The sequence below is a fragment of the Thalassoroseus pseudoceratinae genome, assembly GCF_011634775.1.
Classification (GTDB): Bacteria; Planctomycetota; Planctomycetia; order Planctomycetales; family Planctomycetaceae; genus Thalassoroseus; species Thalassoroseus pseudoceratinae.
Map to the genome: position 1 here is coordinate 545,011 of NZ_JAALXT010000003.1, position 13,541 is coordinate 558,551.

9 protein-coding genes are annotated in these 13,541 nt (G+C 54.6%); 3 read left to right on the forward strand and 6 right to left on the reverse strand.

The window, feature by feature from the left end; genetic code table 11:
• Nucleotides 1-139 precede the first annotated feature (139 nt).
• From G6R38_RS12185 to G6R38_RS12210, 6 genes are all read right to left on the reverse strand, one after another.
• Nucleotides 140-1,738 (reverse strand): DUF1080 domain-containing protein, encoded by a 1,599-nt coding sequence (locus tag G6R38_RS12185; protein WP_240928173.1) that lies wholly within the window; start codon nucleotides 1,736-1,738, stop codon nucleotides 140-142.
• Between the two features lie 172 nt (nucleotides 1,739-1,910).
• Nucleotides 1,911-2,453 (reverse strand): hypothetical protein, encoded by a 543-nt coding sequence (locus G6R38_RS12190; RefSeq protein ID WP_166825232.1) that lies wholly within the window; start codon nucleotides 2,451-2,453, stop codon nucleotides 1,911-1,913.
• A 98-nt stretch (nucleotides 2,454-2,551) separates the two neighbouring features.
• Complete coding sequence (locus tag G6R38_RS12195) at nucleotides 2,552-3,664, reverse strand: ABC transporter permease (RefSeq protein WP_166825235.1); 1,113 nt, start codon at nucleotides 3,662-3,664, stop codon at nucleotides 2,552-2,554.
• 44 nt (nucleotides 3,665-3,708) lie between these two features.
• Nucleotides 3,709-4,689, reverse strand: a complete 981-nt coding sequence (locus G6R38_RS12200; protein ID WP_166825238.1) for an ABC transporter permease — start codon at nucleotides 4,687-4,689, stop codon at nucleotides 3,709-3,711.
• 158 nt (nucleotides 4,690-4,847) lie between these two features.
• Nucleotides 4,848-6,764 (reverse strand): peptide-binding protein, encoded by a 1,917-nt coding sequence (locus G6R38_RS12205; RefSeq protein WP_240928175.1) that lies wholly within the window; start codon nucleotides 6,762-6,764, stop codon nucleotides 4,848-4,850.
• A gap of 225 nt (nucleotides 6,765-6,989) precedes the next feature.
• Nucleotides 6,990-8,231 carry a L,D-transpeptidase family protein gene (locus tag G6R38_RS12210; protein WP_166825241.1) on the reverse strand — a complete coding sequence of 414 codons (1,242 nt, stop codon included), beginning with the start codon at nucleotides 8,229-8,231 and terminating at the stop codon, nucleotides 6,990-6,992.
• A gap of 345 nt (nucleotides 8,232-8,576) precedes the next feature.
• Between G6R38_RS12210 and G6R38_RS12215 the strand changes: the two genes are divergently transcribed.
• From G6R38_RS12215 to G6R38_RS12225, 3 genes are all read left to right on the forward strand, one after another.
• Nucleotides 8,577-9,986, forward strand: coding sequence for a MotA/TolQ/ExbB proton channel family protein (locus G6R38_RS12215; protein ID WP_166825244.1), 1,410 nt, complete (start codon nucleotides 8,577-8,579; stop codon nucleotides 9,984-9,986).
• A 151-nt stretch (nucleotides 9,987-10,137) separates the two neighbouring features.
• A complete protein-coding gene (locus G6R38_RS12220) occupies nucleotides 10,138-12,348 on the forward strand; it encodes a hypothetical protein (protein ID WP_166825247.1) in 2,211 nt (736 codons plus the stop codon).
• Complete coding sequence (locus G6R38_RS12225) at nucleotides 12,345-13,538, forward strand: hypothetical protein (RefSeq protein WP_166825250.1); 1,194 nt, start codon at nucleotides 12,345-12,347, stop codon at nucleotides 13,536-13,538. The genes G6R38_RS12220 and G6R38_RS12225 overlap by 4 nt, the downstream gene beginning before the upstream one ends.
• Nucleotides 13,539-13,541: the final 3 nt, after the last annotated feature.

Sequence of the window (13,541 nt, forward strand, 5' to 3'; positions counted from 1 at the left end):
GGTTTCCTGACAACGGGTTTACACGGACGGTTCGGTTACAGACCGATCGGCATCGTGAACCGCTTCTGTCTATCGAAATAAAAAAATCCCGACGAAAGACAGACGCTTTCATCGGGATTGGATTCGGAAGCAGGCAAACCTAGCGGTTCCAATCTTCGATCATTTTTTGAATTCGAGCTTTGTTAAAGTTCTGCGGTGCATCGTAGTCTTGGTTTTGTTGCAAATCATCCACCGTGACGGTCCCTGGGGCGACACCATCGGCTGGAACATTGAGGCCGGCACACCAGACAATTGCATTGAGCATGAGTTTCCGGAATTGGTTGTGTCCCCAGTTCCAATGAAAGTGGCCACCGGTAAAACCGAAGCCGCGTCCACCGTCCGGTCGTTCGGTTGCCCAAGCCGTGTGTTGGATTTGGCCATCTGCGATCGCCTTACGCACCGCTGGGTTCCCGCTATGGGCACCATCGGGACGACTCAGCGTTGACTTCGGCGGAAGATCGCTGAGGATCGGGGTCACGCCGGCCATTTCATCGCGGAACCGCATGTGATAATACCATTCATCGTTGATATTGAATGGTTTCACGCCGTTCGTGGTTGGGTGGGAAGGTAGCTTCGCGAACTCCGCCGTCCAGTGAGGATTGACCGACCAATTGGCCTCGAAATAGCCGCCGGTCCAGTCGAGCAGGGCTTCGCCGGATGGGCCCTTCGGAACTTCAACGGCATAGTGAATGGTGACCAACCCCACACCGTCGTCCATCAATTCTTCAAGTTTGTCCAAATGTGCGTTCATCGGGTGTCGTCCACCGCCATCCGCATAAATCACAATGCAATCCGCGTCGTCGAAGACCGATTCATCCTCAGGCCAGCCGTTGGTCACAACGGTTGTGGAAACTGGCAAGCTGCTGGCTTCCAGAGCTGACGCCAACAAGATGCAACCGGCCTTATGTTCGTGCGAACCATAACCGTGACTCCGTCGACCGGCCACGAAAACAACCTTCTTCTTGCCTTCGGTTGATTTGGCGGCTTGCTTTGCGATGGGTTTCAGCCGGATGTTTTTGAACTGCACCGTCATCGGTGGGCCGGCGTGAAGTTGCAAAGCGAGCGAACCCGATTTGCGTCGTTCCTTCTCGTCCGCATCAGTCACTTCGACGGTCTTCACGCCATTGATATAGTGAGTGAAATGGAACCCATCCGCGACAATCCGATAACTGTTCCAGTCGTCTTTGTTAATCTTCTCTTGGATCGCCTTTGAGTCGCCGAATTTCTCGATCAGTTCAACCTTGAACTTGCCGTTATTCCGCGTGAGTTTCGTTTGCTCTCCGCGTTTGCCAAGAATGCCACGAAATTTCTCGCCGTAGAGAATACCGGAGTAGGTGTCGCCGGAATCGATATCCGCTTGGTATCCACCGATTCGCCATTCGTCGGCCGCATTGTTGAGTTTGAAGCTGCGATACTGAATCCCCGAGTTCCCGCCTTGGATGCGGTAGTCCAGCGTCAATTCAAAATCGGAAACCTCGCCACCTTCCCAGATCAGGAAGGTGTTGCCTTTGGTGGGATTGTCCGGCGTGGTCTTTCCGGTCAGTGCACCGTCTTGGACGCTCCAAAACTTGGGATTCCCGTTCCAGCCGTTCAGCGTTTTTCCGTCGAACAACTCACGCTCGCCGGGGTCAGCGGCCGTCGCCAATCCACACCATCCGACAATCGCGAGCAATGCGAACTGTGTCAGTCGTTTCATCATTCAACTCTCCTTGTTCATTTGATTCAAACATGCAGAAATCCCTCGCGGATATTGGGCACGACGACAGTCATGTCCCTGTGGGGATCACGCGAGGGATCAACATTGTGCCGCTAAGTGTGGTGGGGAATCAACTCACCGACCGAATCGACCGACATTCCAAAGCTAACGACCGTTATTCCTTGGCGAGAGTGCCAAAGTATCCACCGTTCTTAAGGGCTGCAAATGCTTTGGCAAACGAAATCTTGCTACCCGTGAGTTTGACGGTTTTCTCTTCGCGATCAATCGCGATTTGGGCCACACCTTCGACATCTTGGACGGCTTTCTTAGCACCGACAACGCATCCACCACAGCAAAGATGCACGCCTTCGAAAGTGACTTCGTTCCCCTTGGCGTTCTTTTTGATCCCCGGACTTGGAAACGCCAGTGGCTTATCTTCGTGAACCGCGTTGCCTCCGAAGCCGTAGTCAGCCAGTGCTTGAACTCCGGCCTTGGCAGCTTTGTCGTCTTTAACGTTGAAATTCACGACCTTGGAATTCCGGTCTGCCGAAACCCCGGAAACGCCTTCGATACCGTCGAGCGCATCGGCGACGTCTTTCACGCAACGCCCGCAGCACAAATGGACTCCCTTGATGGTCACATCCGCGGCGGCGGCTGAGTCCACGATCCCACCGATCATCGCAATCGCCGCGACAACTACCGCCATTGAAATTCGCATTTGACCCTCGTTTCTCTGACTGGAATACGGACCTGTTGATTGTTCCATATTCCAGGTTTCCGATGGGATGTCAAACGAACTACCGGCAGTTTCAGTGATCAAGTGTCGCGAAGCCGTGGGTCGGTGGCCTCTTGGATTCCTTCTCCGATAAGGTTGTAGCTAAGAACTGCCATAAAGATCGCGAATCCCGGAAAGACGATCAACCACCACATTTCCAAATGGCTGCGTCCGTCTTTAAGTAGTTTCCCCCAGCTAGGTTCGGGCGGCGGGGCACCGAAGCCGAGAAAGCTGAGGCCACTTTCGATCAGGATCGCGGAAGCAATTCCGAATGTCACCGGCACCAAGACCGGTGCAAGACTATTCGGCAGAATGTGTCGGACGATAATGCGTGTTCGACCCAGACCCAACGCGCGAGCGGCGGCAACAAATTCCATCTCCTTCAGTCGGAGAAATTCAGCGCGTGTTAAACGTGCTATGCCGGTCCAACGAGTGCAACCGATGACGGCCATGAGATGCCAAATTGTCGGACGCTCGACAATCGCGAGTAACGCCAGGATCAAGACGAGTGCCGGGATACAAAGAACAATTTCGATGATTCGACTGAACAGCATATCGACCCAGCCACCGGCATACCCTGCAATCGCACCGAACGTCACCCCGATCACGGTCGCGATGCCCATTGAGACAAATCCCACGAGAAGCGCGACAGTCGTGCCATGGACGAGTTGGGCGAAGACATCGACACCACGTGTGTCGGTGCCCATGATGTTATAGCGATTGGGGTGACCGTCGCTGCCGGTAGGGTTGCCCGGCATCCCCGGCCATTCGTCGTCGTAAACCCGTCGGTAAGGATCTTGGTAAATGAGTGGCCAAATCGCCCAGCTCTCGGGGTCTTTTTCTTGGAGGTTGCTCGGGTAGCGACGACGGAATTTGTCCCGCGCAAAGACAGGGTTCTCCCAGGAAGAGTTGAAGTACCCCATGGCTGGGAAATAGATGCTGCCCTTGTATTTCACAACGATCGGCCGCGTGCCGACAATCGCTGGCGCTAGCATGGCCACTAATGTCAGACCGAGGACGAAAACCAAGGCTGACATTGCTAATTTTCGCTGTCGAAAACGAGCCCAAGTTTCACCCCAAAAGCCACGCGACTTCGTCGTCCGTGCCCGCGTTTCGGGAGGTAGTGATTCGGTGATTGCTTCCTGGTCACTCATAGCTTCTGTAGACGAACTCCGAAAAGACTTCAGGCTGGCAACAACTAGGAAACCCGAACACGGGGATCGACGACAGCGTACAACAAGTCTGCTAGCAATTGGCCTAGCAATGTCAGAACGGCAAAGATCAGTGTGAGCCCCATGACAATCGTATAGTCACGGGCATTGAGGGCTTCGAAATAGAGTTGCCCCATCCCGGGCCATTGAAAGATTCGTTCGATAATGACAGCACCACTTAGCAGTGACGGCAACGTCAATCCAATGAGAGTCACAAATGGGACCAGCGTGTTGCGAAAGGCGTGTTTCACTAGCACAGTTTTTGGTCCTAGTCCTTTGGCCGTCGCGGTGCGAACATAGTCTTGACGAATCACTTCCTGCATATTCGAGTAGACAAACCGACTATAGTAGGCAAGGCTTCCATAAGTGAAACAGACGACCGGCATCAACGCATGTTCAAAGACATCCTTGAGCTTGCCGAGGATCGATAGACTCTCATAGTTGTCTGAATGCAGTCCGTAGAGTGGTAGCCAACCGAGTTTCTGGAAGAACAAGATCTGCAATAGCAGTGCTGCCACGAACGAAGGAAACGAGTACAGCATGTATAGGATTGTGCTCAACGTCCGCTCGTCCGCTTTGCCGCTTCTCATCGTCGCGTACAAACCCATGGGGACGGCTAGCAAATAGGTCAATAGTAGAGAACTAACTGAGAGCAAAAGTGTTGGGCCAATGCGTTCGCCAATCAACTTGGCAACAGGCACTTTCTGTGCGAACGAGCGGCCGAGGTTGCCTTGCATGACCTCGCCCAGCCAATAGAAATAGGCTTCGTACCAAGGCTTATCGAGTCCGAAGTCACGCTCCAGTCGTTTGATGTCAGCCGGGCTGAGCATCTTACTTGGATCGGCTGTCGCCATATCCATCGTCAACGGCGTTCCCGGCATACTCCGAATTAAGCCATAGACGATGAACGTGATCGCAAAAAGCGTGATCACGCTCAGGAGGAGTCTTCGAACCAAATAGGAGAACATAGACGCTAAGATTCCCAGTCAAATCGAACGCAAAGACCAATGAAGGCTTTGATGATTGATGTGAAGCATGCTTGTTTGGTTCTCGCTCACTGAAAGTTCATTCGCTTGAAGAACAAAACGATGAGCGTGGACCAAATTAGCCGGTCGATTGACCTGTCTTATTTCGCTGGTTTCCAGATCGCGAAGAAACCAGGATCGTAGTGGTAGGGACCGCGTGGGCTGAAATAATAGCCCCGTAGGTCTTTATTAAATGCATAGAAGGCGTTGCGGTAGAACAACCATGTATAAGGTTGGTCCTTCCAGAGAAGTTCGTGAATCTTGCGATAGATGTCTGCTCGCTTCTCACGATCGAATTCGCGTTTGCCTTGCTCGAAGAGCTTGTCGACTTCTTCGTTGACATACGAGCCGTAATTCCGGCCGTTGTCGATCGCTTTGGTCGTGAAGATGTTCTCGGATGTGTCCGGGTCGACACCAGAACCCCATCCACCGTAAGCAGCTTGGAAGCGGTGCTCTAACATCTGTTGTTGCAAAACCGTCGATTCCAGCGGTTTCACGTTGCAAACAATACCGATGCGATCCAAGTTTTCTTTGAGCAGCGTACAGATTTTGATTCGCTCATCGACAGCCGAACAAATGATTTCGAATTCAAATGGAATCAGCTCACCGTTCACTTCAAAGTCGCGAATGCCGTCGCCGTCGGAATCGTCCCAACCTGCATCGTCCAGCAGCTTTTCAGCTTTGACTAGGTCCTGCTTATAAGGTTTTGGGGGATTCTCAGGAGCCATCCAAGAGGTTGGATGGAACGTGCCCACACTTGGTTGATGCAAACCATAAAGTAGATTGTCGAGAAGCTCATCATGGTTGAAGGCATACGACATCGCCTCCCGCACTCGCTGATCTTTGAAGTATGGAGTTTTCAAGTTCCAGAAGAAGTGGAATCCCGTCCATTCATTTGCGGTGACTTTGGTGTTTAATCGGTAGAAATCCGAGTCATTGGTTTGGGTCGTCCACTGCTCGGCGTTCAAGAGAAGTTCTTCGACTTCGCCTTCTTTGATTGCCAACACCGAGGTGCCTTCGTCGTCGATGATCTTGAACCGAACTGTCTTGAAGTAGGGTTTCGAGCGGACTCGCTTGCCATCTTGCTCATACCAGCCTTCGCGTCGCTTCAGGACGATTTCCGAATTTCGTTTTCGCGATTCGATGATGTACGGGCCGCCTGTGACGGGTTTGTTTTCGTATTTGACGTGATAATCGCTGTTTTGCAGTGTCGGGTCGTCTGCGATCGACTTTTCGTAAATATGCTTCGGAATGACGGGGAAGTTGATGTTCCAAACGTTTGTTGCCAGCGATTCCTTGTGGAAAAACACGAGTGTATGGTCATCATAGGCTTCGACCCAGCGAATCTCGTCTGTCCCGGAGCGCACAGCAGGAACCGGAACCTTGGGGTTCATGATTGTCTTGAAAGAAAAGACCACATCATGAGCTGTGATGGGTTTTCCGTCGGACCAGGTCAGGTCGTCCCGCATCACAACTTTGTCATACATGCGGTCCTTGCTCGATTGCCAGGAAACAACGGTATCCTTAGCGGCGTAAGGCTGCATTCGCCAATCGAAGGAGAACAAGCCGAAACTGGTCAGACCCATGACGTCAAACTCAGTCGTGGAGCTGATAAACAGCGGGTTCGTGCTCTTGACGTCCCGAGAAGATTGCCGGACGATTTCCGCATCCCAATCGACTTCGTCGTCGCTTTCTGGTGGACGTCCGAGGGCATCGAGAATTTTCTCGTTGTTCTCGGGGGAATCGTTTTTTAGCGAGAGAGCTTCTTCGACCGTGGCGATTCGTTCTTTCTGAGCCCAGTACTCTTTGAGCAACTGTTGGCCATCCATCACGGGGCGGTCTTCCCACTCCGCGGTTTTGTCCAACTCAGCTAATGGTGGGGCGTCGAAATCTTCGAGCAGTACTGCCGACGGGTCGTCACCGTCAACATCGTCATCCGAGGAGCGGCTACAACCGTTTCCGATTAGTAAGACCCCGACTGCCAGAAACAGTCCCCACTGACGCCATTCGCTCATCATCGTTCGATCCTTCTCAAGTCGGCGTTCATCCGAAACATGACAAGAACCGATTGTGGCAAACGACTTACGACGCCGCAAGCGAACGGACCCTCACGAATCGACAAAACCGCGACTCTCAACGGCCTCGTCGGTGAGCGCGACCAGCCGATGCCGAAGCAGTAACGCGGAGCAGCGATGTCGAAGTTTTCGCTGGCTCCGCAGACAATCTCAGAACCAAATTGGGGTCTAGCGACGAATCATCACTTTCGATCCCACCGAGAGAAAGGCGAAAACCTCCCGAATGGATTCGTCATCAAGACGCACGCAGCCGGCCGATTTAGCTTGCCCGATGGAATTTGGTTCAATCGTGCCATGAATTCCGTAGGAATCGCCGAGATCGATCCAGTATTCCCCCAACGGATTTTGCGGGTCGTTCTGATCGATGACCACACCGTTCGGCCCGTAATATGTTGGGTTTTCCAACTTGTTCTTCACGGTGAATTCGCCCACCGGCGTGGAATGATCTTTGCCAATCCCGACGCGGTAGCGTTTGACGACAAAACCGTGATGCTCGATGGTTAGCTCGAAACGACTAAGGTCCACAACGGCACCAAACGGGCCTTTGATGACCTTCAAACGCTGTCCCGGACGAATACGGCGAGGGTCGGTCTGGTTCAACTCTGCCAGATAGGACCATGGGACGTGGTACAACTTTGCAATGTGACCAAGATTGTCGCCCGACTGAACGACATAAGGTTTCATAAAGTGCGGCTGAGATTGGAAGTAAATGGTTTGCGACGTTCGATCGACTCGCGATTGCAAGGCGTCACGCCATTCGGGATGGTCCCAATAAAGCTTGGAAAGTTCCTTGTGGGCGGCGATCAACTCTTGAGGCCCGCCCTTGGTCAGTAATTCATCGACGCGGGCCAAGATCGGTTGGGCGGCATCGAAACCGGGCGGCATGGCGACCGGCAATTGCGCAGGCGGTTTGTTGACGATTTCGTTTTTCGGCTCGATCGCATTCGAGACCGGTTTGGTTGGTTCTTCTGTCGAGACGGTGCGGATTGGCGCATCACTGGACGAAATCGGTTGGAAGTCGTCGACATGAGCCAAGCGACGCGGTTCCACGGGTGCTGCCGGCGTAGTGCGGGTGAACGGCGGCGGCTCGGAGCTGGTGTTTGGTCGCGAAGGAACCAGAGCCGTATCCACAATCTGATCGGCTGGGATTTCTGGTTCCTGTTGCAGGGCAAACAGGGCGTTCTCGTCGGCCAAATTGAGGTCTTCGAGATGCCGAGACTGCGACGCTTCTTCAGTGTCGTTAACCGACTCGAAGCCAGGTTTTGGCCCGGCGTCGGTGGTTTCGACCTCGCTGGTGGGTAACCACTGAAATTGCCAAGCAGCGATGAAAACCATCGACGCAAACGCTGTGACCCAAATGGCGATCGATGCGAACGATCGCGAACGATTCGCTTGCTGCAAACCGGGCATGGCCCGTCCCTCCGTGAACCGGACGACTCTAAATACTTGTCCAATACGCCGCTTACTGCGTGCGGCCGGGACTTTAGCACAGATCGAAAATTGGCTCTACAGGGAAATTTTGAGCCGTCCGCATGTGTCATCGGGAATTTTGAGTGCGGTAAGTGTTTCTCAGTCCGGCATGATGCGGGCAAGTTGCTCGCGGAAAAACGGTTTCAACTTGGGTGATTTAGGAAGACGTCAAGGATTGCGGGGAACCGTTTCAACCGGAATATTCGCTTCGAATCAACTCACCGGCAAAATCGGTCGATCAATTTGGTTAGGGACCGACTTGGTTGCTTCTTCGGAGCGAAATGTATGACTACTTCCGAACGTGCCTCAATAAACGCCGATCTATACACACGCCATCGGAAGACTGGTTTGTTTTCGACGCTGTTGAATCAGCCGTTGCTCTGGGGAGCGGCGTTAACGGTTGGGGTTTATCAGGCCATCCCGTATTTGCCAGTTTATCGGGGTATGGCGGAACGCTACCTGTGCGGCCACCCGTTGGAATACGCGATCATGGCGTTGTTCTGCACGGGCATGGCGACGCTGTTGATCAAGGCGTTGCGTCTCGTCGGCGAACGAGCCGCGATCTCGGCGCGACCGTTCTCGCAGGACAACGCTGCGAATACGGGTTCGCCGTTGGATGCCCGTTTGAAATTGGAACGGGCCATCGATTTCCTACCACAGCGGTGGCGAAATACGCACTTGGCGAATCGCCTGGTGGACGTCGCGGAGTATCTGCACAGCCGTCCGAACGGCCAGGGTTTGGAAGATCACCTCAAGTATTTGGCCGACCAGACCAGCGATCGCGTCCACGAGAGTTACGGTTTGGTGCGGACAATCAGTTGGGCCGTACCGATCATCGGATTCTTGGGCACAGTGATCGGGATTACGTTGGCGATTGCGAATGTCACACCGGAACAACTCGATACGTCTCTGAGTGCCGTCACTGGCGGTTTGGCCGTTGCCTTCGATACCACCGCGTTGTCACTGGCGTTGTCGTTGGTTTTGGTTTTCGGGTATTTCCTTGTCGAGCAATCGGAACAACGCGTCTTGGCACAGGTCGAAGACATCGGCAATCGTCGGTTGGCTCCTTTATGTGTGACGCCGGGAGGAACAACCGGCAACGAATTCATGGACGCACAACACTCGGCGTCCGCCAAAATTGCGACGCAAACCGAGGAACTGTTGAATTGGCAAGCTCAACTGTGGCAGGAATCGTTGGAATCCATGCGTGATCGCTGGACCGAATCCGTCCAGCATCAACAGAACCACTTCAACGAATCCCTTTCACAAGGCATGACAGCCACTCTGGCGGACCACGAAGAACAACTTCGCAGCGTGCGAACCGAGTTTCTCGATTCGTTCCGCACCGTGGCCGAGCAATTGAAGCAAGTCATGGCGGAGTTCCGGGAATCGCAATCAACCTTGTTCGCCCAGTCCGCCCAGCACAGCGAGCAAATTTGCCAACGTGGCGAGCAAGCGATCGACGTCTTGCGGTCTGATCTGAATCGTCAGGTCGATATGCTCGGCGATCAGAAGGATGTGCTGTTGCAGGTCGTGACCCAGGAAACCGAATTGAGTCGCCTGCAAGATCGGCTGACCGAAAACCTGGAAGCACTGCGAACAACCGAAGCGCTCGAGGAGACGATTCACAGTCTCAACGGTGCCGTTCACATGCTGACGGCCCGTGTTCGCCCCAGTGACCGCAAAGCCGCGTGACGGTTTCAGTATTGCTTCGGAATCGTGTGCCGCGGCTCGGGTGTGAGCCGTGTTGGTGGGACTCACGTTGCTCGGCACGGCCAACAGGTCGGTGACGCATCGGGTATACAGTGAGACATTTGAACTCGAACGGTGAAAGTCGGTTGCCCAAATGAGCCGCTCGAAAAGCAACACCGAATCGGTTTCATTGTTTCCATTTCTCGCGGTGCTTGTCTGTGCGATGGGAGCGTTGATCTTCTTGCTGATTGTCACGACCCGCCGAATTCGTCACCAAGCCATTGCCAAAGTGGAAGCACAACGGGAAGCCGAACTTGAAGCGGCTTCCGCTGCACAACCGAAAATTGTTCCGGTACCGCTGCCTATCGAAGAGCCAGTGCGAACCGGACTACCACCGTGGCCGGGAACGGTAATTCTAGGAAACGTGCAACCGACCCCGTTCGATGTACCGCTTCCACAAGCCGAACCGGAACCGCCCCGCGAATTGCCACCACCACCGCCGATCGAATGGTTCATCCGTCGGCCTGATCCGCCGGATCCGAACATTTCTCTGCGAGAGAAACTCAAGGAACTCCAGGGACTCCGGAAGGCTTGGCAATCAGAAGTGGCTCGCCGAGCGGACAAATCCGAGCAATTCGTGGCACGACGAAAACAGATCGACTCGGAAGTCGAGAAACTCGAAAAGTCCCTTCAGGTGATCGAAGCCACCGCGTCCGCGGATGCACAACTTGCCAATGAATTGGCGGCTCGCATTGAGCGGGTCCGTGGGCAACTGGCCAAGACGGATCAGCAAATCGCGGCGACGCGACGAGTTGCGGCTAACTCACCGACGAAGTTTGCGATCACGCCGTTCGATGGCCGCACGGGAACGAATATGCGACCCGTGTTAATCGAGCTGACCGGACAAGGCGTGCGATTCGTGCCGGAAAACGTCGCGCTGACTCCCGAACAATTCGAGGGCTATACGAACGAGGTCAATCCATTACTCGCGGGAACAAAGGCGCTCCTGGAATACTGGTCGGAACTTAGTCGACGATCCGGCGGTGCCGAACCGGAACCGTACGTAATGTTGATCGTGCGACCAAGCGGGGCGGAATTTTTTAACGCACGGAACTTGCTGGCGGCATTGGAACGTCCGATCGGGTACGAGTTACTCGAGGAAAATTTGCCGCTCGACTTGCCCGAGCCTGATCCCGTTGCCGCGGAGACGTGTCGTCGTGCAATCGCGAATTTGATGTCGGAACGTCGGCAGCTTCGACAGTTGTTGGTTGATCGTGGCCTATCAGGCACTGGGACGGGGGCCGGAAACGAGGGTGATGCTGGTGCTGCTCGGAACTTGCTCAGTGGAGTGAGTCCGGACGATTTCGGTGAAGAAGCTGGGAACGTCCGAAGACTGCCAGCCGGCATGCGTGAGAACGGAACCGCTCGTGACAAGGCCGATACCTTCGCCGCCATCGCCAGTGACCGGACACGCCGCGAAGCGGGCGGTCCACCTGCATCGGGAATGGGCCGCGTGGGGCAACCGAACCACCCATTCACAAACGGCTCGAACGGACAATCTGCGGAAGACAATCGGTCCGGAGGACAGCAACCTTCACAGTCAGTCGGTCAAAAAGAAGGGGGTGGCACCCACGTTCCGCCAGCACCCACGAAAGACTCGCAAGAACCAAGACGGCTTTTCGCTGAGGGTGGCGACGTTGGGGACGAACTCGGACAGTTCGGCGAGATCAACTTCGGCACTCCCGGTCGTTCCAATCCGAATGCGATGTCAGAGAATTCCGGCACTCAATCGCAGGACGCGAATCGAGGCGAGCAACCAAACGGCGAACCCGGAAAGTCCGAAGCAGCAAATTCGTCTGGCAATCCGGTTGCAACGAGTCCGACTCGACGTCCTTCCGGAACACCGAACGGAACTGGTACGCCTGGCTCCCCGAGCACGAATCGTGGACAAGGCGAGGCGATTCTGCCGGACTTTGCGACCCTTTACATGCGGAACAAACTTCGCAAGACGGAACCACGACCGCATCGGTGGGGGTATTCCGATCCCCGTGCGACAATCGGGTTCGAACGGGCCGTGCGGATCGAGGTTTACCCGGATCACTTGATTGTGGGTGACGCCTTTCTGGTACGGACTGCAAAGGCGGAAACCGCTGACCAGATTTCCGTTTGGATGTTGGAAGCGATTGAACGCACGGCTCGATCGTGGAGTTACCCGCCGACCAAATTCTATTGGAACCCGACGCTCGACTTCCGTGTCGCGCCGGGGGCGGAAAAGTTGTACGGGCATTTGGACCAAACCGCGATCGAATGGGGGTTACAGCGTGAAGCTAGCCGCCTTGAGACTACGACGGAGGGACAACCATGAGCCGCCGCAAACGCCAGTCGTCTCTTGAATTCGGCTCAGATTCCTTCTTGGACATCATCGCCAACGTCGTGGGGATTTTGATTATCCTCATCGTGATTGTGGGCGTGCGTGTGAGTCGTCAGCCGGTTGTTGAATTCAACATTCCAACACCGGAACCGGTCGCTGTCGAATCCCTCCCGTCCATTTCTGAAGACACTCGCAAACCACCGACGATCGCTCCGGCACAGCTGATCGATCCGGCGTTGACTTCGGCAATCATATCGGCAACCGAACCACCGCCATTGGAATCACCTCCCGAACCCGTTTTGCCGCCCGCGATTGCCGAACCGCGACCGGTTCGCATCGTGCCACCATCGCAAGAATTGCTGGCAGCCATCGGTGGAACCGAGAAGGAACTTCGCGCGCTGCAAACACGAGCGAACGAAATTGCCGAGGCTATCAAATCCCTCGACGCTCAAAGCGCCGAAGCCGACCGAATTCGTCGGATGAAAGAGCAGGAACTCGAGCGTGTGGAGTCCGAGACGAAAGATCGTGCGGGTCGCTTGGCGGAAATCCAACGGGAGTACCGTCGGTTGGAAATCGAGTTTGTCGGAAAGCAACGCGAACTCACGGATGCGGAGCAGGAATCGAAACGTGTAGAGGCGATCAAACATCGTTTCACTCCGGTCAGCCGAGAAGTGAATGGGCCGGAAATGCACTTCCACCTCAAAGGGGGTCGGGTTGCAACGGTCCCGTTGGAGCAACTCATCGGTCGGTTGAAGGATCAACTTCAACGGCAGAAAAGTTGGCTGACGAAAGTTCGACAGCATCAAGGCCGCATTGGTCCCTACCGTGGTTTCGAGGTCGACTACGTTGTTGTCAGGCAATCGTTGTCGCGATTGGAACGGGCTCAGTTGGGGTATGCTGCCGTCCGAATTGTGCCCGTGTTGCTGAAGTTTCAGCCGACTGATGAACTGCAAAGCGAAGATGCTCGTCAGGCCCTTTCGGCAGGTTCGGACTTCATCCGCGAATTGCGATTTGCACCGCCGGGGGCCACACTCACGTTTTGGGTTTATCCAGACAGCTTCGGCTTGTACCGAGAACTAAAAGCGTTTGCCCACGAGGAAGGGTTCACCGTCGCCGCTCGTCCGTTGAAGACAGGCGACGTGATCACCGCATCGCCGTGGGGATCGAAGTCCGCCGGGCAATAGCGT